The organism is Streptomyces sp. NPDC047028 (assembly GCF_040644095.1).
GTDB lineage: Bacteria > Actinomycetota > Actinomycetes > Streptomycetales > Streptomycetaceae > Streptomyces.
In genome coordinates this window covers 43,918-62,490 of record NZ_JBEYVS010000012.1, presented here as the reverse complement: position 1 = coordinate 62,490, position 18,573 = coordinate 43,918, and the positions used below count along the sequence as shown (strand labels likewise).

The window sequence follows — 18,573 nt, the reverse complement described above, 5'->3', positions numbered from 1 at the left end:
CACCGCCGCACCACCCGCACCACCCGCACCACAGCTCTGACGCACCACCCGTCCCCCGTGCTCGCCCGCACGGGACATCAGAAGGGGATCACCGTCATGGACCAGTACTTCACCACCACCCCCGCCGCCGACGTCACCGCCGACGTCCCCGAGGCCACCGCCGGCACCGGCCTCGACTCCGCCGGTCAGGACGCGGCGGGCGGGATCGCGCTCCGGGGCCGCAACCGGGCCTGCGCGCGAGCCCGCGTGCTGGCCGGCATGGTCCTGACCAGCGGGATCGTGATCACGCTGAGCACGATCGACACGTCGGTGTCCGCACCCCGGTGACGACCGGTCAGATGTAGCGGCATACGGGGATGGCGCGGACACGCGCCACCCCCTTCGCAGGTCGCTCGGGAGGAGAACCGGGCGACCTGACACACGTCCCGATATTCCGATTATCATCAGCGTTCATGCGTTCCCATGCGCCATCCCTGGTCGGTCGGGACCCCCAACTGGGTCTGCTGGAGCGTGCGTTGTCCGCCGCCCGGCAAGGACGCGGCGGCGTCGTGTTCCTGGTCGGCGAGGCCGGTGTCGGCAAGTCACGGCTGGCCGCCGAGGCCGTGGGCAGTGCCCTGGGGTCCGGGATGCGGGTGCTGCGCGGCCGCAGCAGCACCACGGGTCCGGCGGTGCCGTTCCGGCCGCTGACCGAGGCGCTGATGTCGCTGTTCCGCAGCGGCGAACCGCTCGACGACCTGCCCCTCGGCCCGTACCGTCCGGTGCTCGGGCGGCTGATACCCGACTGGGACACCGGGGAGCGGGACAGCAGCTCCATGGTCATCCTCGGCGAGGCGGTGCTGCGGCTGCTGATCGCGGCCTCCCGCGGGCAGGGACAGCTCCTGCTGCTGGAGGACCTGCACGACGCGGACCCCGAGACGCTCGGCGTCCTCGAATACCTGGTGGACAACCTCGAATACACCCCGGTGCTGCTGCTGGCCACCGTACGCACCGACTTCAGCGACGCCCTGGACCTCGCCCAGTCGGCTCGCCGGCGCGGTGCCGCCGCTCTCGTCGAACTCCCGCCGCTGACCCGGCCGGAGGCCGACGCCATGGTCGCGGCGCAGCTCGGCACCGACGACCCCGGTGAGATACCCGCCCCGGTGCTGCGGCGGCTGTGGGAGGACTCCGCCGGCAGCCCGTACCTGGTGGAGGAGCTGCTCCAGTCCATGATCGGCGCCGGCACGCTGGTGCAGTCGGCGGACGGCTGGCGGGCCGTCGGCGACCTGCGCAGCGACGTCTCGTCCACCGTGGCCCGCGGCATCCTGCGCCGCATCGACCGCCTCGGCACCCAGGGCCTGACCCTGCTGTCGGCGGCCGCGGTCCTCGGCCGGCGCTTCCCGCTGTCCGTGCTGCAGCGCATGACGGGCGTCGACGACCGGGCACTGCTCAGCCATCTGCACGCGGGCGTGGCCGCCCGGCTGGTGCTCCCCGACGAGCCCGCCCCGGACTGGTACTCCTTCCGCCACTCCCTCACCGTGGAGGCGCTGTTCACGCAGATGACGACCGGTCAGCGCGCGGAGCTGGCCCGGCGGGGCGCGACGGCGATCGAGGAACTGCACCCCGGTCTCGGCGGCGACTGGTGCGCGCTGGCGGCCGGGCTGCGGTGTGAGGCCGGTGACCGGGCGGCGGCCGGGCGGCTGTTCGCCGAGGCGGGCGGCCGGGCGCTGGCGGCGGGCGCCCTCGGCTCGGCGGTGACCCTGCTCGGCCGGGCCGAGGAACTGCTCGCCTCCGGCAGCGATCCGCAGGCCCGCGCCGAGGTGCTCGAACACCTGCTGCCGGCGCTCGCCGAATCGGGGGACTTCGCGCGCGCCTTCGACCTGGCCGAGGATTTGCACGTCCTCGACGGCTCGGGGCTGAGCCCGGCCCGGCTGGCCACCCTGCACACCCGGCTGGCCAAGGTCGCGCACACGGCGGGGCGGTGGAGCGACGGCAACCTCCAGGTCGCCCGGGCCCGCGAGGTGCTCGCGGGCGCGCCCGACGAGGCCACGGCGGCGGCCGTCGACGTCACCGCCGCCTACCTCGCCCTGGACACGCCCGGCGCGGACCGCACGCAGCACGCGGAGAAGCTGGCCCGGTCGGCCGCCGACACCGCCGAACGGTACGGGCTGCCGGTCGTCGCCTGCCAGGCCCGCGAGCTGCTGGCCACGGTGGCCCGGGAACGGGACCCGGACGAGTCCGCCGCGATGCTGGAACAGGCCCTCGCCACGGCCGAGCGGCACCGCCTCCCCCTTCAGCGCATGTACGCGGCGACCCGCATGGGCGGCAACACCTGGCTCGCCGAGGGCGATCCGGCCGGGCTCCTCGCGGCCCGCGAGGAGGCGCTGCGGCTGGGCTCGGTGAACATCGTGCACACCGTGGACGGCATCCTCGTCCTGGACGCGGTGCTGCGCGGCGCGTACGACACCGCCCGCACGGCCGCCGCCGAGTGCCTGGCCGTCGTACGACGGCTGCGGCTCGCCCCCGCGGTCAGGTACGTGCTGATGGCGCGGGCCACGCTGGAGGCGCACCACGGCGACCGTACGGCGATGGAGGCGACGCTCGCTTCGATGGCAGAGTGGGACGGGGCCGGCTCGCAGGAGGAGCCGCTGGGCTTCGGTCTGGCCCGCGCGTTCTGCGCCCTGATGGAGGAGGACCGCGGCCGGGCGCGGGCCGAACTGGGGCGGGTGCGGGAGCTGGAGGCGGGCAACCCCTCCACCTACCATCTCGGCGGCACCCACGGGCTCGGGCTGCTGCTGGACGTGCTGGCCGGCGACGCGGACCGGGCCCGGCACGAGGAGGTCACCGCGACCGCCGTCGCCCGGATGCGCTGGAACCGCCAGTTCGTCCTGCTCGCCGACGCCGTGCTGCTCGGCCGCGAGGGCAGGGGCGGCGCGGCCGCCGAGGCCGTCGAGGCGGCGCTGGAGGTGGCCCGGCCGTATCCGCCCGCCCAGCAGCTGGGGCTGCGGCTTATCGCGGACCCGGCCCACGCGGACGGCTGGGGCGATCCCGTCGGCTGGCTGCGGCGGGCCGAACACTACTTCCACGAACGGGACGTGCCGGCCGTCTCGGGCGCCTGCCGGGCCGCGCTGCGCCGGCTCGGCGCCCCCGTGCACCAGCACCGCACCGGCACCAGCGGCATCCCCGAGCAGTTGCGGGCGCGCGGCGTCACCGTCCGCGAGTTCGAGGTGTTCCTGCTGCTGGCGGAGCGGCTCGGCAACAAGGACATCGCCGACCGGCTGTTCATCTCGCCCCGCACGGCGGAGAAGCACATCGCGAGCCTGATGACCAAGACCGGGGCGGCCAACCGTGCGGACCTGTGCGCGCGGTCGGCCGCCCTGCGGGCCGGGCGGCCGGGCCCGGGTGAGTAGGCGGACGGCCCGCCGCTGAGTACGGGGACTCAGGTGAGGGCTCCGGGGCCGCTTCTAGCGTGGCGGGCACACCGGCCCCGAGGAGGCGAGCCCCGGATGAGCGCAGGCGTGTACGGACAGCAGGTCCCCCGAGCAGCCACCTGGCCCACGCGTACCTGATCGTGGTCGGCGCGCTGGGCGGCTGCGGCGCGCTGTTCAACGCGCTCGGCTGCTACGTCTCGATCTTCGCCCTGGACATGACGTCGTGACCGGCTCCGGGGAACCGGCCGCCCGGGTGTCAGCCCGGTGTCAGGCCGCTGTCAGCGCTCCCTGGCACTGTTGTTCTCGTGAACGGCACGGGAGACCGGGAGCCGGACACAGGGAGAGGTGCCCGGAGTGGCTTATCGGGGACCTGGAGGCTTGCCTCACGGTCGGGTCCGAGGACCCGCGCAGGTTCGAATCCTGCCCTCTCCGCCCGTGCCCGCCCGGGCGGGCCGCCGCTGTCACGCGGGGCTCGCCCGGGGGCGGGTCAGCCGGTGGCGAAGTCGCGGAGCTTGGTCAGGGAGCCGTTGAAGCGGTCGTGGTCGCCGACCGTGGCGCCGGAGGACGTGTACTGCCACATCGTGTACGCGGACCAGCCCGACGGCAGTGTCCCGGCCGAGGAGGCGTAGCGGGCGATCCAGAGCGGGCTGGCGGAGAAGCCGCCGTAGTCGCCGGTGCACTGGCTCCACCAGCTGGTGGCGGTGTAGATGACGGGGCTGCGGCCGGTGCGGGACTTGTAGCGGTTCAGGAAGTCCCGGATCCAGCTGACCATGGCGCTCTCGGACTTGCCGTAGCAGGAGTCGCCGTAGGGGTTCCACTCGATGTCGAGGGCGCCGGGCAGGGTCTTGCCGTCCTTGGACCAGCCGCCGCCGTGGTCGACGAAGTAGTCGGCCTGGGTGGTGCCGCTCGTGGTGTCCGGGGTGGCGAAGTGGTAGGCGCCGTGGACCATGCCGACGTTGTAGGAGCCGGTGTACTGCTGGGCGAAGTTGGGGTTCTTGTAGTAGGTGCCCTCGGTCGCCTTGGAGTACGCCCATTTGGTGCCGCTGCCCCACAACGTCGACCAGGCGACGTCGCCCTGGTAGCTGGAGACGTCGACGCCCTCGGTGAGGTTGGCCCGGGAGCCGGGGGCGGCGGTGTCGGGCAGGTCGTCGGCGCCGTCGTGGGCGAGGACGCCCATGCCCATGTAGGCGCTGCCGCGTATGGGTATGGCGCCGCCCGGGGCCGGCGTGGCGGGGGGACTGGACAGGAGCAGGAGGAGGCCGGTCAGGACGCCGGTGAGGCCGAGTCGTGACGGGCGGCTGGGGAAGGTCATGGAGGTTCGCACGCCATCCATCTGACCCGGCATCGGGTGGTCCCGCACTCCGGGTTCCGCCCAACGAAGCCATCCACGGCCAGGGTTAGGCCAAGCGGGTGTCTCCGTCGCCCGCGCGTGCCCGCCGGGGGGCGGTGCCTGGGAGGGCACCGCCCGTGACGGTCCGTGCGGGAGGCGGTCAGCCGTCGATGCGGTGCTGGGTCCAGAAGGAGGTGAGGTCGGTGCCGGTGGCGGCCTGGGCGGCTGCCTTGAACTCGGCGGTGGTCGAGACGCCGTACCAGTGCGCGGTGGCGTAGTCCTTCAGCAGCTTGGTCATGGCGGTGTCGCCGATCAGGCGCCTGAGGTCGTGCAGGGCGCACTTGCCGTAGCCGTAGACCACGGTGGAGTAGCGGGAGGAGTGGGCGTCCCAGTAGGCCATCGAATTGGTGATCTTCTCGGCGCCGGAGGCCCAGGAGACGCTGTTCCAGCAGTTGCTGCCGGTCTTGCCCTGGGCCAGGTCGGTGGAGTAGTCGGCGAAGGCCTCGTCCAGCCAGGGGCTGTTGTACTCGTCGTCGCCCACGATGCCGTACCACCACTGGTGGCCGATCTCGTGGGTGAGCGCGGTGGTGCTGACCAGGTCGAGGACGAAGCCGGGGTACTCCATTCCGCCGAACCAGTAGTTGTTGTCGATGACCGCGTCCAGCTCGCCGTAGGGGTAGGCGCCGAAGCGGGCGGCGTGGGCGTCGACGGCGGACTCGGCGGTGCTGAGCATCGACTGGGCGCTGGAGGAGCTGATGCCGGAGACGGAGTACACGTTCACGGCGACGCCGGCGGGCGAGGTGCCGGAGATCTTGCTGAAGGGCCCGGCGGCCCAGGCGAAGTCGCGCACCTTGCTCGCGGTGGCGGTGGTGACGGTACGGCCGCTCGTGCCGGGGGTGTCGGTGGACGTGCCGGTGGCCGGGACCAGCAGGGAGCTCGGGTGGTCGAGGGTGACGTGGAAGTCCGCGGCCAGGGAGTAGAACGACTCGCCGTTGTTCGTGTAGGGGTCGAGGTGCCAGCCGGCGCCGTCGCGGACGGCGAGGACGGGCAGGGCGTTGCCGATGAAGGCGAACGCGCCGTCGTGCCCGAACCGGTCCGCGCCGCTGGGCACGGTGATGCCGAGGTCGAAGCCGATGGTGGCGCTCTGGCCCTGCTCCAGCGGGGCGGGCAGGGTGACGGCGAGGGCGGTGCAGCCGACGGAGAGGTCGCCGGCCGTGCCGCCGGTGACGTTGCTGACCTTGATGGGCATCGCCGAGCAGCTGCCGTGGTAGTTGTCCCACAGCCGCAGGTAGACCTCGTTCAGCGGGCTCGCGGAGGCGTTGGTGAAGGTCGCGCTCTCGTGCCCGTTCCAGACGGTCCCGGCGCTGTCGCTGCTGAGGCTGACGGTGTAGGCGGGCGCGGCCGGGGTGCGGGTGGAGTCCGCCGGGGGCGGGGTCGTGCCGCCGCCGGAGGTGTCGAGGGCGATGTCGTCCAGGACGAAGCTGGTCTGCAGGCTGGTGTCCTCGACGCCGGTGAAGGCGAGGTTCACGGTCTGGCCGGCGTAGGAGGACACGTCGAAGGACTTCTCGACGTAGCCGGCGGCGGCGTCGAGGTTCGAGTAGGTAGCCAGCGTGGTGCCGCCGATCTTCGCGGTCAGCTTGTCGTAGGCGGTCGACGAGGTCGTCTCGCCGGTGTCGACGTGCAGCCAGAAGGTGAGGGTGGCGGTGTCGCAGCCTGCGGGGACGGTGACGCTCTGGGACAGGGTGTCGGTGTGACTCCTGCCGTATCCGTCCAGCCAGGCGTAGGAGCTGCCGCCGTGGGCGCTCTGTCCGCTGTCGCTGGTGATCACGCCCGAGCTCTGGCTCCAGGGCGAGGTGCCGCTCTCGAAGCCGCCGTTGGCGACGGCCTGGGTCGGTGTGCAGGTGGCGGCGGCAGACGGCGGCGCGGCCGCTGCCGGGGTGACGGGGAGGGAGGCGGCGGCCAGCGCGACGACGGTGAACGCGGTCGCGGCGAGCGCCTTGTGGGGGATCGGTCTCACACGCTGCTCCTTCTGCGGCGGCCGGATTCCGGCCTGCTCGATGGCCGCGGGACCGGCTGGGGTGCGCCGGGGCGGCCGGGGAACGGAATTGCGCGAGCACGGTGGTGAGTACGGCCATGCCCTCATGGGGCTGTGGAGCCATGGGGTCGGGGGCGCGGCCGTCCGAAAGCCTGACAGATTTGACCAGGGCATGCCAGGAGGAGGCGGGAAGTGGGGGCCGGTGCGCCGCTTCTACGGGGGTAGAGGCTCAGGCACCGCGCAGGACCATGAGCACCGCCCGCGCGCGCTCGCCGTCCTGCCCCTGCCAGACACCGGCGACATGACCGAGGGCGTCCTCGGGCGGGGTGGGCGCGGACGCGTCGAGGACACGGTGGACGTGGAGGGTCAGGCCCTGCGGGAGGGGAACGCGCGTGCCCGTGTCGTCGTCGGCGGCGGGGGCCGGGGCGACCGCCGCCGGGAGGGGGCCGCCGGTGCAGGCGCGGGTGACCTCGTGGTCCGGGGTGTCGGTGAGGCTCTGCGCCTGGGCCTGGGCGCGGCCCTCGATCAGGGCGAGCGACTCGGTGACCAGCACCGGGTCGTGACAGCCGTCGTAGGCCCAGCGGGTGCCCAGGACTCCGTGCTCCATGGTGCCGACGAGGGCGCGTTCGGCCCCCGCCAGCGGTGCGCCCCGGTAGGTGAGCGGCACCAGGTAGGCGGTCGGCTCGGGGCCCGAGGCGTCGGTGACCACCATGAACTCGATGCCGACCTCGCCGTCCGGGTCGTCCAGCCGGAACCCGCCGGACTTCTCCAGGACCGGGGTGGGGCCGCCCCGGTACCAGGGGCGGGTGGGCAGCCACTCCGTGAGCAGTTCGAGCTTGGTCGGGCTGACGGTGGTCCGGTGGATGACGGCCATGCCGGTGACGCTCCTCCGTGGCGCGCGGGATACGGGCTCTCGCAGCCTTTCACACCGTCCGTGCCGCTCAGGCCAGTGCCGGCGTCAACCGCGCCCAGGGGTTGGGCGGTTCTCCCGTCACCGGCCCGGCGATGGCCGCCCCGCGTTCGTGCGCGGTGCGCACGGCGAGCGGGACGAGGGCCTCGGGCACGCCGTAGACGAGGTGGCAGAACCGTTCGGGCGGGTGGCGTGCCGTCCAGGCCGGCCGGGTGAACGCGGCGACGTATGTCGACCAGTGGCCCTCGAAGGTGACCGTCAGGTCGGCGAGGCGGACGTAGCCCGGTGCCGGATGGACGCCCGGATTGAGGACGACCGTCCCGGCGCCGAGCCGCCGCACCTCCCGCAGCAGCCGCCGGCAGGCGGGCAGTCCGTCCGCGGTGGCGGTGACCCGGTCCAGGAAGCAGCCGTCAGCCGCGTACCACTCCTGGTGCCGGCGCACGTCCTCGGCGATCTCGGCCCGGTCCCGTACGCCGTAGTCGGTGTCGACGTAGCCGAGCAGGCGGGCGCCGGCCGTCCTCAGGGCCCGGGCGGCCGCCGTGAAGGCGGGGTCGGGGGCGGTGCCGGGCCCGCTCGCGGGGTTGAGGACGACCGCGTAGGTGCGGTCGGCCGCGCCGATCAGCCGGTGCCAGGCACCCGGGTCCTCGGCCGGGTGCACATACAGCGGGACCAGCAGGCTCACGGTGTACGCCCGTCGTCCGCGCCCGCCGCCCACAGCGCGTCGAGGGCGTCGTCGAGTCCGTGGGCGGGCCGCCAGCCGACCGCCCGGCCGGCGGCGGTGATGTCGGAGCACTGCCAGGACACCTGCGCGGAGCGCGCCGAGCCCGCTCCGTCCTCTTCCAGACGGCCCCGGAAGCCGGCCCGGCGGGCCAGGCCCCGCACCAGCTCCCGCACCGGAACGGCCGTGCCGCCGCCGATGTTGAGGACGGACGGCAGCGGGCCGGTCGCCGTGACCGCGAGGGCGACCGCGTCGGCCACGTCCCGGACGTCGACGAAGTCGCGGTACGCGGACAGGTCGCCGAGCCGCAGGACCGCGCCGGGGTCCCGGTCTGCCGTACGCAGCAGCACGACCATCCGGCCGGGCAGGCTCGCGGCCGGCGCGCCGGGGCCGACCGGGTTGCCGACGCGGAGCACCACGCCGTCCAGGGCGGAGGTGCGCACGGCGACGGTGCCGGCGAGTTTGGTGGCTCCGTACGGGGTGACGGGGCAGGCGGGCGCCGCCTCGGTGACCGGGCTGCCCGGCATGCCGGGCCCGTACTCGGCGGCCGAGCCGAGGTGGACCAGCCGGGCGCCCGGTGCCGCCTCGCGGAGCGCGGCGCACAGCGCGGCCGGGCCGCGGGCGTTGACCTCGGCCAGCGTCACGGCGTCACCGCCGGTGGCGCCCGCGCAGTTGACCACCGCGTCGGGGGCTGCCGCCGCCAGGGTCTTGGCGAGCCGCTCGGGCGCGTCCGTGGCGAGGTCGGCGCGGAACCCGTCGCGGGCGCGGCGGCCGGCGACGAGGATCTGCGCGCCCCGCAGGGCGCGCAGCCGCCGCGTCACATGACGGCCCAGGTACCCGGTGCCGCCGAGGACGAGAATGCGCATGCGGTTCTCAGGCTCCCTTGAGCAGCAGGGACTTGCGGCTGGTGAACTCGGCGTTGGCCCGGTCGTAGTCGTCGGGGCGGCCGATGTCCAGCCAGTACCCGTCGAACTCGTAGGCGTGCGGCGGGTTCTGGGTGCGCAGCAGGTCGAGGACCAGTTCGTCGAAGCCGAGCGGCAGGCCCGGGGTGTAGCCGTCGAGGGTGGCGCGGCTGAGGCCGTAGACGCCCATGGAGACGCGGTAGTCCATGCTGGGCTTCTCGGTGAAGGCGACGACCCTGCTGGCGTCCGTGGTGAGCACCCCGAAGTCGATGTGTACCTTGCGGGCGTACGTGGCGATGGTGAGCGGCGCCGCGGAGTCGCGGTGCCGGCGCAGGACGTCGGCGTAGTCGAGGTCGGTGAGCACGTCGCCGTTCATCACCAGGAACGTCTCGGGCAGTCTCTCGCGCAGGGTGAGCAGCGGGCCCAGGGTACCGAGGGGGTTGTCCTCGGTGGCATAGTCGACGGTCATGCCCCACTGGGAGCCGTCTCCGACGTAGGCGCGGATGATCTCGCCGAGGTGCCCTATGGCGATGGTGCAGCGGGTGAAGCCCGCGGCGGAGAGCTGGCGCAGCACGATCTCCAGGATGGCGTGCTGGTCGCCGATGGGGACGAGCGGCTTGGGCAGGGCGGTGGTGTAGGGCCGCAGCCGGACGCCCTTGCCTCCCGCCAGGATCACTGCGTGCACGGTTTCCTCCTAGGTCGGTGTGGGGGAACTCGGTGACGTGCCGGACGGGTCAGATGTTGTAGATGCCGGTCTTGTAGCGGGCCAGGTTGGCGGGGTCGCGGAAGAACTCCACGGTGTGCGCGAGGCCCTGCTCCAGGGTGTGGGCGGGCTGCCAGCCGGTGGCCTCGGTGAGGCGGGTGGCGTCGGCGACGAGCCGCATCACCTCGGAGGCGGCGGGGCGGACGCGTGCCGGGTCCTCGCGGACGTCGAGCGGGGTGTTCATCACCTTGCCGATCAGGGCGACGAGGTCGCCGACGGAGATCTCACCGCCGGTGCCGGCGTTGAAGGTGCGTCCGACGACGTCGGCGGCGGGCGCGGTGCCGACGGCGAGGAACGCCGCCGCGGTGTCCTTCACGTAGCTGAAGTCGCGGGTGGGGCGCAGGTCGCCCAGGGTGAGGGTGCGCTCCCCCGCCGCGACCTGGCCGATGACGGTGGGGATGACCGCGCGCATCGACTGGCGTGGTCCGAAGGTGTTGAAGGGTCTGAGGGTCACCACGGGGGTGTCGAAGCTGGCGTGGTAGCTGTCGGCGAGCCGGTCCCCGCCGGCCTTGGAGGCGGCGTACGGCGACTGGGTGTTGATGGGGTGGTCCTCGGTGATGGGCACGGTCCGGGCGGTGCCGTAGGTCTCGCTGGTGGAGGTGTGCACCAGGCGCGGCGTGCCGAGGGCGCGGACCGCCTCGAGCACGTTGAGGGTGCCGGTGACGTTGGTCTCCACGTAACTGTGCGGGGCCCGGTAGGAGTACGGGATCGCGATCAGCGCGGCCAGGTGGTAGGCGACGTCGGCGCCGTCGAGGAAGCCGCGGACCGAGCCGGGGTCGCGGACGTCGCCGAGGACGATCTCCACGTGGTCGAGGACGTCCGGGGCGAGGGTCTCCAGCCAGCCGTAGGACGAGAAGGAGTTGTACTGGGCCATGGCCCGGACCCGGTGTCCGGAGGCGACCAGGGCTTCGGTGAGGTGGGAGCCGATGAAGCCCTCGGCTCCGGTGACGGCGGCGCGCGGTGCGGAGGTCAACTCAGGGGTCCTTCCGGTCGGTTGGTCGGATGGGTGCGGTGTCAGGCGTGCCGGGCGGGCCGGCCGAGGAGCGCGGGTACGCAGGCCACCAGGCAGAGGGCCGCGGCGCCGCAGCACAGCGGCAGCGCGGCCGGTCCCGGTGGCAGCCGCAGCAGCTGGGCGGCGCCGGCGCCGGCCGCCGCGGTCAGGCAGATCGCGGCGGCCGGCCACGCCGTGCCGAACGCCTGCAGGAGCAGGGCGGTCCACAGGGTCGCGGCGAGCGCCAGCAGCGTGGCCGGGTCGGCACCGGTGAGGAGCGCGGCCGGCAGCAGCGGCAGGAGGTAGGCGAGCAGGCACGCGCCGAGGACGGCGGCCGAGCGGAGCAGGAATCCACGGGGGGTGGCGGTGGCGCGGAGCGCGGCGACGGACAGGCCGCGGTAGCGGTAGAGCAGCCATTCGGCCGGCCCCATGCTGACGGTGAGCACGATCACGGCGTACGGCGCCCGGCTTCCCTCCAGCAGCACCAGGACCGCGGCGGCCAGCCCGAACAGCCCGTACGGCAGCGAGCGCAGCAAAGGGTGCCGGGGACCGGCGGATTCGGCCGGTCCGGCGAGGGCGCTGCGCAGCGCGTGACCGGTGACGGCGAGGGTGGCCAGGAGGGCGAGCAGGGCGGCCCCCGCGCGCAGTGCGGGTCCGGGCTCCCACCAGGGCAGCGGTGCGGCGCCCGCGACGAGTGGGGTGAGCGCGGCGAGCAGCGGCCGTTCGCGGGCGAGGACCAGCAGGATGCCGGCCGCCGCCAGGTACAGGGACTGGACGGCCGCCGCGAGGGTCACCGTGCCGAGCCCGCCGGTGACGGCGGCGGCGGCCGTGGCGAAGGCCGCGCCCAGGGGGGCGCCGGTCAGGAGGGTGCGGGCGGCCGCCCGGCGGCCGGCCGTCATCCGCAGGTGGGCGCGGTGGCCGAGGGCCTGTCCCCAGGCCCAGGAGACGATCGCGGCCGTGATCAGGGCGGTGAGGTGGCGGCCGGGGTGCCACAGGGGTGCGGTGAGCGGGTAGGCGAGGCCGGGCAGGGCGAACAGCAGGCCGCGCAGCAGACAGCGGAGGTGGTCGGGACGCCAGGGGTCGGCCACGGGCGCGGGATCCGGGAAGGTCCGGGGGACGCGCTCGTACAGGGCCGTGGCGAGGGAGAAGAGGTCGGGATGGCCGTAGCGCTCCTGGATGACCTCGGCGGACAGGCCGTCGGCCTCCAGGAGGGCGGCGACCTCGTACGGGTGGACGGCGGGGCCGATACGGTCGGCGAGTTCGGCGGCCAGGGCGTTGACGGCGTCCTCGGCCGGCCCGGTGCCGGGCAGGCGGAGGGCGAGCGTGTGCTGGTCGGTACGGGGGCCGCGGGCGGGTGGGGTCGTGAGGCGGAGGGCCAGGGTGTCGTGTTCCGTTCCGCCCGGTTCGAGCGCCATGGGTCCGCTCATCCGGCCAGGCTCCCCGCGCCGGCGACGGCCCGCCGCGGCTCCGCGGCCGCCGACGGCCTTGTGCGGCTGGGCAGTTCGAGGTAGATGGAGCGGAAGGTGTCGATGGTCTGGCGCAGGGTGAACTGCTCGATCACGCGGAGCCGGGCCGCCTCCCCCATCGCGGTGCGGCGGCCCGGGTCGCCGAGGAGTTCCAGGGCGGCCTCGGCCATGGCGGCCGGGTCGCGCGGCGGGACGACGAGCCCGGTGTCGCCGACGGCCTCGCGGACTCCGCCGACGTCGGTGGAGACGGTCGCCCGGCCGCAGGACATCGCCTCGATGAGCGTGAACGGGAAGCCCTCGCTGATGCTGGAGAGCATCACGACGTTGCCGGCGGCGTAGGCGTCCTTGATGTCGTCGATCCGGCCCTCGAAGGTGACGGCGTCGGTGTGGCCGAGTTCGGCGGCGAGGGCCTCGCAGCGCTCCCGGTAGGCCTCGCCGCCCCGCGGTGTACCGCCGAAGAGGCGGAGCCGGGCGGCGGGCGTGCGGGCGCGGACGAGCGAGAAGGCGCGGATCAGGGTCTCCAGGTCCTTGATGGGGTCGACGCGGCCGGCCCAGCTGAGGGTGGGCGCGTCGGGTTCGGGTCCGGCGGGCGGGAACGCGACGGGATCCACGCCGTTGTAGACGGTGCGGATGGACAGCGGGTCGGCGCCGCCCTGTTCCTCCCACAGCCGGTTGTAGCGGTTGCCCGGGGTGATCAGCGCGGCCCGGCGGTAGCTCTCCTCGGCGAGCAGCCGGAAGAAGCCGAGGACGACGGCCTTCACCGGCCAGCGGTACGGCGCGGTGCGGTAGCCGAGGTAGCGCTCGCGCAGGTAGACGCCGTGCTCGGTGAGCAGCAGCGGGACGCCGTGGCGGTCGAGTGCCGCCAGCCCCGGCAGGACCGCGACCCCGCCGCTGACCGCGTGCGCGACCCCGTCCCGGGGCGGGGGTGCGGCCAGCGGGCGCAGGGCGTGTTCGAGCAGGGCGGTCGCGGTGACCGCGTCGTGCAGGGTGGGCCGTGCCTCGCGGACGACGAGCCCGGGGCGGGTCCACACCGCGGCGAGGACCGCCACGGCGCGGTCGCCGCGCAGGAACGGGCTCAGCGTGCCGTCGGCGGCGGCCCGCGCCAGGGCGTACAGGGCGGGTGCGAAACCGTCCTCGGCGCCCGGGTCGAGGAGTGCGGTCAGGAAGCGCTCGTAGGCGGTGGTGAGCCGCCGCTGTGCGCGGCCCCTGGCCGGCTGCCCCTCGGGCGGGGCGCCCCACATGGGTACGGAGTTCACGGTCCGGACGTGGCCGGGCAGGTCCCAGACCACGGGTTCGTGTCCGGTGCCGGTGACGGCGATGACGTCGAAGTCGAGGTCGGGCATGCCCTGGACGAGCTGGTCGCACCAGACGCTTACGCCGCCGTGGCTGTGCGGGTAGGTGCCTTCGGTGAGCAGGGTGACGCGCGCCGCGCCGGGGCGGCGCGCGCCGTGGTGAACGTGCATGGCTGTGCTCCACGGCCGAGGTGTGGGGTGGTCGTGCCCATGCCGGTTCCGGCCGCCGCGGGGGCGGCCGGAACTGCGGGTGGGCGCCGGTCAGTTGTCCGGCGTGTACGGCACCTGCTCGGTCACGCCGGCGGGGACCTTGGCGTGCGGCGCGGGCCGGGTGGCCGCGGGGGCCTTGTGGTGCGCGGTCGTGGACGGGGCCGTGGAGGCGGCGGTGGACGGCAGGGTCAGGGTGAGTGTGCCGCCCGTGGTGGTGGTCCAGCCGGACGTCGCGCCGGCGTAGGCGGTGCCGAAGGCGTGGCCGGACTGGGTGGTGCCGGTGGGCATGGTCGCGGTGGCGGCGATGCCGGCCGGTGCCTGGACGGTCACGGTGGCGCCGATGCGGTAGGCGGTGACCTGTCCGTTCTGTACGGCGGTGCGCCAGGTGGCGCGGCGCTGCAGTTCGGTGCCGATGTCCTTCATCCGCAGGTTGACCAGAGGGGTGCTGTCGGTGAACAGGGCGTCGTAGCCGTCGAGGACGCCGTCGAGCACCGGGTAGGCGAGGCGGTCCTCGGTGAGGTTGGACTGGTGGATGAAGTGCGGCTTGGGGTCGTTGGCCAGGACATGGCCGAGGTCGATGCGGGTCTCCAGCGGCACGATGTAGTCCTGGTAGCCGGTGCTGGTGTCCAGCGGGGCCGGCAGGCAGGTGGTGGTGGCCGGGTTGTCCTCGCAGATGCCGCTGCCGCCCTGGGCACGGCTGGTGTAGATCCAGTTGTACTCGTCGGCCTCCTCGCTCGCCGTGCCCGCGTTGTAGAAGACGTTCATGGGGTAGCGGGAGACGGTGGTGGCGGGGCCGACGACGCGCTGTTCGGGGTCGCGGGAGTTGTCCGAGGCGAGCCACTTGACGCCGTTGTCGGCGAGGGCCGGGGCCAGGTTCGGGTTGTCCTGGGGCTGCTGCGGGAGGATCTTCAGTCCGGAGTGCTCGCCGGTGACCAGTTCGTCGTCGTCCAGCGGCAGCCCGTTGAGGTGGCCCCAGACGCGGTTGATGGCGATCTCGTTGTCGATGGCGCTCCTGCTGACCCACTTCGTGCTGCCGTCGGGATTGGTCTCGCAGGTCCAGGGCACGACGGTGGTGTTCTGCTCGCACCCGAGGAACGCGTGCGTGTAGGTGTGGTTGACCCAGCGGAACTGGTTCCGGTCGGCGACGAGTTTGTCGGCGAGCTGGTCGACGCCGTTGTTGTCCGACCGCTGGTCGACGCTGCCGGCGCCGTTGTAGACGAGGTCGAAGGTGAAGTGGTGGCTGCTCTGCCAGGCGGTGGCGTGGTCGACGTCGGCGGGGGTCATCCGGATCGGGCTGGGCGTGCCCTCGTCGTTGGTGCAGTCGACGTCGCCGGGCGTGCAGTTGAGCTTGGTGTCCCAGCGGTCGTCGGCGGCGAAGACGTCGTCGACGTGGACGGCGAAGTAGTTGCGGGCGGCGCCGAGGTGCACGCCGCCGGTCATCCACTCGACGATGCCGCGGGAGAGCAGCCGGAACTGCTCCTGGTACTGGTTGTAGACGAAGGTGACGACGAGTTCGCGCCGCCCGTCGTGCCGGTACTCGCCGACCAGGGAGCCCTGCTTGGTGGTGCCCGGGATGGGGGCCTGCACGTACGGCGTGAAGTCGGCGCCGGCGACGGGCGTCGACAGGTAGGCGTAACTCTCGCCCACTGTCGGCGAGTTGTCCTCGAACGGGACGGCGCCCTTCAGATAGCCGAACGGGCCCGCCTCGCCGGCGGCGGTCACCTGGGCCTGGACGCCGTCGAGGCTGCCCGAGTAGCCGCCGTACACCGGGTACTGCAGGCCGGCCTCGGGGCGGGCGTAGGTGTAGGCGTCGACCTGCGGGACCGCGTAGGTCCGCTCGTAGTCGGCGAGGGCGGTCATCTCGGCCGAACCGGCCGCGAACGGGTTGTCGTTGGGCAGGACGACGGCCTGGTACTTGGCGCGGGGCCGGCCGTCCACGGTGTCCGCCAGGAAGGCGGCGTCGATGGTGGGCCGGCCGGCCTGCGTCAGGTCGACCTTCGTGTAGGGCGTTCCGGCCGTGTCGAGTTCGGCGGCGATGGCGTCGGTGGCCGGGCCGCCGTCGCTCACCAGCAGGACTCTGAGGTCGATACGCGGTGCCGTGGTCTCGGCATGGGCCGATCCGGCCTGCAGTCCGAGCGCGGCGATGAGCGCGCCCACCGTCAGGGCGGTGGTGCGAATGGTCCGCTTCATGCGGTGAAGTCCCCTCCCCGGGCAGGGGTGAGTACGGCTCGCATGGAGCGGACGCACCCCCTCGCGTGACGCCGGCGTCCCCCTCAGAGGCCGGTCGTCGACGCATCCGTCGCGTCACATGGTGATGTCCGTGTGGAGCTTTCGTGGGCGAGTTGAGAAACCTGACGGAAAAGTGCAGGTGACGAAATCGGTCCCGTGGGAACCGGTTCGGCCGTTCTTCCGTCGTCCCCTCGCCGGTGCGGCAGGTGGGCGGACAGGGCTGGTCCGCTGGTCCGGGCCGGGTCGGCGCACCGGCGGGCCCTGGGGGCCCGCCGGGCGGAGTGCCGATGGTACAGACCACACGGGGACGTGTCCTGAGGGGTGTTTCAGGTCACCGCCGGCACGGGGTACCAGGCGCTGGTCAGGCGCACAGAACGCGGGTCTCGGGCGTGTAGACGGGCCCGCCGCTGGTGTTCGTACTGTCGCTGAACTCGGCGTAGTAGTACGAGTAGAAGCCGATGTCGCCGTTGCAGCCGGAGTCGGCGGCGATCTGCAGCGTCAGGGTGACGGTACGGCTCTGGCCGGGCGGGATGGTGGCGCCGTAGTCGCCGCCCAGGTTGGTGGGGCCGGTCCCGGTGCAGGGGGTGCTGCCGGCGGCCGTGGCCAGGGTGCAGCCGGTGAAGCTGTACTTCAGGTCCGGGCGCTGGGTGGTGAGCCAGGTCGGGTCGATGGTCTGGTACACGAACCAGATGTCGTAGGTCTTGTTGTTGGTGATGGTCATCGACAGGTTCACCGAGCCGCCGGGCGTGGTGGTGGCGCTGCTCGAGGTGAAGGTCAGGTCGGCCGGCGCGGGGTCGGCGCTGGCGGCGGGGGCCAGGCCGAACAGGGCCAGGGCGAGGGCGAGGACGGCGGTGAGACCGAGACGTCTCAGCAGAGGTGATCGCATGGCCCGGGAGGCTAGGCAGGCCACGTCGGCGCCGTCTGCCCCGACGGTTGCGGTCCGCACCGGGGTCGGCCGAAAGTGCATGTCCCGTGAAGGCAGCGCGAAGGACCTGTGGGGGTTCCTTGCGGGCCGCATATGCGCACGCCACGGGCCAGGGGACCGGGAGGCTTCCCTGACCGGCCGAACTCCGGTTCCCTAAAAGGCAATTGGCGAGGACCATACCTGCCCGGAGGGGCGGAATGCGGCCCACCGCTTGCCCGACGGGGGGATTCTCGGCCAACTGCCGTAACTCCGGCCGGGTTCCGCGACGGGACACCCGGAGGCCGCGGAGTCACCGCCGGTGAAGATGATTCGCTCCCGCTTCTGGCCCGCGGGACCTACCGGGCGGTATACAGAACCGGTCGAACGCGCGGGACCGTCCCTCGGTGGCCGGTTCCGTGCGACGGAGCGGCCTCAGGGGGAGGATGCGATGGCTGACGGCACGCAGGCGGGGAGCGGGGCGAGAGGCCGGCGGCGGGCCGCCGCGCTGGGGGCCGCGCTGGGCGGTTGCGCCCTGGTGGCCGCGTCCACGACACCGGCCGTCGCACATTCCGGGCACGGGCAAGGGCACGGCCACGGCCGCGTCTTGTCGTACGTCGCGCTCGGGGACTCCTACACCTCGGGTCCCGGCATCCCGCGGCAGGTGGACGCCGGGTGCGCCCGCTCCGACCACAACTACCCCTCGCTGCTGGCTGCCGGACCCGGGATCGGCGCGTTCAAGGACGTCAGCTGCGGCGGCGCCACGACAGCCGAGATGTGGAAGGCGCAAGGAGACAACGGGCCCCAGCTGGACGCGGTGCGCCGGAACACCGACCTGGTGACGCTCCAGATCGGCGGCAACGACATCGGGTTCGGCACCATCATCGGCACCTGCGCCAAGCTCGCCGCCCAGGACCCGACGGGCGACCCGTGCGAGCGGTCGTACAACGCCTCCGGGTACGACGCACTGACGCTCGCCGTGCTGAAGACGGCACCCAAGGTGGCCGCGGTCCTGCGGGCGGTGCACGCCCGGGCGCCGCACGCGCGCGTCCTCGTCGTCGGCTACCCGGACCTGCTCCCGGACGACGGTCACGGCTGCTTCCCGTCGGTGCCGTTCGCCCAGGGCGACTTCCCCTACCTCAGGGACACCGAGAAACGGCTGAACCTGATGCTGCGCCTGGTCGCGGGCGTCAACCGGGCCGAGTACGTCGACACCTACGGTCCCACCGTCGGCCACGACATGTGCAAGGCGCCCGTCGACCGCTGGATCGAACCGCTGCAGCCGGCCTCCCCCGCGGCCCCGGCGCACCCCAACGCCAAGGGGGAGCAGGCGATGGCGCGGGCTGTCCTGGACCGGCCGGCACACGGCCGCGGCCACCGGCGCTGATCGGTACGGCGGCGCCGGGGCGGTCCGAGCGG

At 73.5% G+C, this 18,573-nt stretch carries 15 protein-coding genes and 1 tRNA gene; 5 read left to right on the top strand and 11 right to left on the bottom strand.

Annotation, left to right across the window (positions count from 1 at the left end; genetic code table 11):
* Positions 1-96: 96 nt before the first annotated feature.
* From ABZ854_RS13435 to ABZ854_RS13420, 4 genes are all read left to right on the top strand, one after another.
* Positions 97-327 (top strand): hypothetical protein, encoded by a 231-nt coding sequence (locus ABZ854_RS13435; protein ID WP_361208892.1) that lies wholly within the window; start codon positions 97-99, stop codon positions 325-327.
* 125 nt (positions 328-452) lie between these two features.
* Positions 453-3,386, top strand: coding sequence for an AAA family ATPase (locus ABZ854_RS13430; protein ID WP_361208889.1), 2,934 nt, complete (start codon positions 453-455; stop codon positions 3,384-3,386).
* A 59-nt stretch (positions 3,387-3,445) separates the two neighbouring features.
* Entirely contained in the window at positions 3,446-3,634 is a 189-nt protein-coding gene (locus tag ABZ854_RS13425) for a hypothetical protein (protein ID WP_361208887.1), read from the top strand.
* A gap of 112 nt (positions 3,635-3,746) precedes the next feature.
* Positions 3,747-3,839 (top strand) — tRNA-OTHER (locus tag ABZ854_RS13420).
* A gap of 55 nt (positions 3,840-3,894) precedes the next feature.
* On the opposite strand, the gene ABZ854_RS13415 is transcribed toward ABZ854_RS13420, so the two are convergent.
* The 11 genes from ABZ854_RS13415 to ABZ854_RS13365 all read right to left on the bottom strand — a co-directional run bounded on the left by ABZ854_RS13415 (position 3,895) and on the right by ABZ854_RS13365 (position 17,139).
* Complete coding sequence (locus ABZ854_RS13415; RefSeq protein ID WP_361208884.1) at positions 3,895-4,740, bottom strand: lysozyme; 846 nt, start codon at positions 4,738-4,740, stop codon at positions 3,895-3,897.
* A 157-nt stretch (positions 4,741-4,897) separates the two neighbouring features.
* Entirely contained in the window at positions 4,898-6,754 is a 1,857-nt protein-coding gene (locus ABZ854_RS13410; protein WP_361208881.1) for a M1 family aminopeptidase, read from the bottom strand.
* Positions 6,755-7,001: 247 nt separating this feature from the next.
* Positions 7,002-7,646 carry a 1,4-alpha-glucan branching protein gene (locus tag ABZ854_RS13405; protein WP_361208878.1) on the bottom strand — a complete coding sequence of 215 codons (645 nt, stop codon included), beginning with the start codon at positions 7,644-7,646 and terminating at the stop codon, positions 7,002-7,004.
* A gap of 67 nt (positions 7,647-7,713) precedes the next feature.
* On the bottom strand, positions 7,714-8,364 hold the full coding sequence (locus ABZ854_RS13400) for a spherulation-specific family 4 protein (RefSeq protein WP_361208875.1): 651 nt from the start codon (positions 8,362-8,364) through the stop codon (positions 7,714-7,716).
* Positions 8,361-9,266, bottom strand: coding sequence for an NAD(P)-dependent oxidoreductase (locus tag ABZ854_RS13395; protein WP_361208872.1), 906 nt, complete (start codon positions 9,264-9,266; stop codon positions 8,361-8,363). Before ABZ854_RS13395 ends, ABZ854_RS13400 begins: the two co-directional genes overlap by 4 nt.
* 7 nt (positions 9,267-9,273) lie before the next feature.
* A complete protein-coding gene (locus ABZ854_RS13390) occupies positions 9,274-9,987 on the bottom strand; it encodes a sugar phosphate nucleotidyltransferase (RefSeq protein ID WP_361208869.1) in 714 nt (237 codons plus the stop codon).
* Between the two features lie 49 nt (positions 9,988-10,036).
* A complete protein-coding gene (locus ABZ854_RS13385; RefSeq protein WP_361208866.1) occupies positions 10,037-11,038 on the bottom strand; it encodes a GDP-mannose 4,6-dehydratase in 1,002 nt (333 codons plus the stop codon).
* A gap of 41 nt (positions 11,039-11,079) precedes the next feature.
* On the bottom strand, positions 11,080-12,483 hold the full coding sequence (locus tag ABZ854_RS13380) for a hypothetical protein (RefSeq protein ID WP_361208863.1): 1,404 nt from the start codon (positions 12,481-12,483) through the stop codon (positions 11,080-11,082).
* Positions 12,480-13,985 carry a GT4 family glycosyltransferase PelF gene (gene pelF / locus ABZ854_RS13375; RefSeq protein ID WP_361208860.1) on the bottom strand — a complete coding sequence of 502 codons (1,506 nt, stop codon included), beginning with the start codon at positions 13,983-13,985 and terminating at the stop codon, positions 12,480-12,482. The genes ABZ854_RS13380 and pelF overlap by 4 nt, the downstream gene beginning before the upstream one ends.
* A gap of 90 nt (positions 13,986-14,075) precedes the next feature.
* Complete coding sequence (locus ABZ854_RS13370; protein ID WP_361208857.1) at positions 14,076-16,214, bottom strand: hypothetical protein; 2,139 nt, start codon at positions 16,212-16,214, stop codon at positions 14,076-14,078.
* A gap of 400 nt (positions 16,215-16,614) precedes the next feature.
* Positions 16,615-17,139: a hypothetical protein gene (locus ABZ854_RS13365; protein ID WP_361208854.1), complete on the bottom strand. Its 525-nt coding sequence runs from the start codon at positions 17,137-17,139 to the stop codon at positions 16,615-16,617.
* Between the two features lie 466 nt (positions 17,140-17,605).
* Here ABZ854_RS13365 and ABZ854_RS13360 point away from each other — a divergent pair, with 466 nt between their 5' ends.
* Positions 17,606-18,541, top strand: coding sequence for an SGNH/GDSL hydrolase family protein (locus ABZ854_RS13360; RefSeq protein WP_361208851.1), 936 nt, complete (start codon positions 17,606-17,608; stop codon positions 18,539-18,541).
* Positions 18,542-18,573 lie beyond the last annotated feature (32 nt).

Bases quoted from the DNA above. Each gene is read 5' to 3' on its own strand.
- ABZ854_RS13370 (WP_361208857.1), bottom strand. From the start codon at position 16,214: ATGAAGCGGACCATTCGCACCACCGCCCTGACGGTGGGCGCGCTCATC.
- pelF (WP_361208860.1), bottom strand. From the start codon at position 13,985: ATGCACGTTCACCACGGCGCGCGCCGCCCCGGCGCGGCGCGCGTCACC.
- ABZ854_RS13360 (WP_361208851.1), top strand. From the start codon at position 17,606: ATGGCTGACGGCACGCAGGCGGGGAGCGGGGCGAGAGGCCGGCGGCGG.
- ABZ854_RS13415 (WP_361208884.1), bottom strand. From the start codon at position 4,740: ATGGATGGCGTGCGAACCTCCATGACCTTCCCCAGCCGCCCGTCACGA.
- ABZ854_RS13435 (WP_361208892.1), top strand. From the start codon at position 97: ATGGACCAGTACTTCACCACCACCCCCGCCGCCGACGTCACCGCCGAC.
- ABZ854_RS13395 (WP_361208872.1), bottom strand. From the start codon at position 9,266: ATGCGCATTCTCGTCCTCGGCGGCACCGGGTACCTGGGCCGTCATGTG.
- ABZ854_RS13405 (WP_361208878.1), bottom strand. From the start codon at position 7,646: ATGGCCGTCATCCACCGGACCACCGTCAGCCCGACCAAGCTCGAACTG.
- ABZ854_RS13365 (WP_361208854.1), bottom strand. From the start codon at position 17,139: ATGCGATCACCTCTGCTGAGACGTCTCGGTCTCACCGCCGTCCTCGCC.
- ABZ854_RS13380 (WP_361208863.1), bottom strand. From the start codon at position 12,483: ATGAGCGGACCCATGGCGCTCGAACCGGGCGGAACGGAACACGACACC.
- ABZ854_RS13430 (WP_361208889.1), top strand. From the start codon at position 453: ATGCGTTCCCATGCGCCATCCCTGGTCGGTCGGGACCCCCAACTGGGT.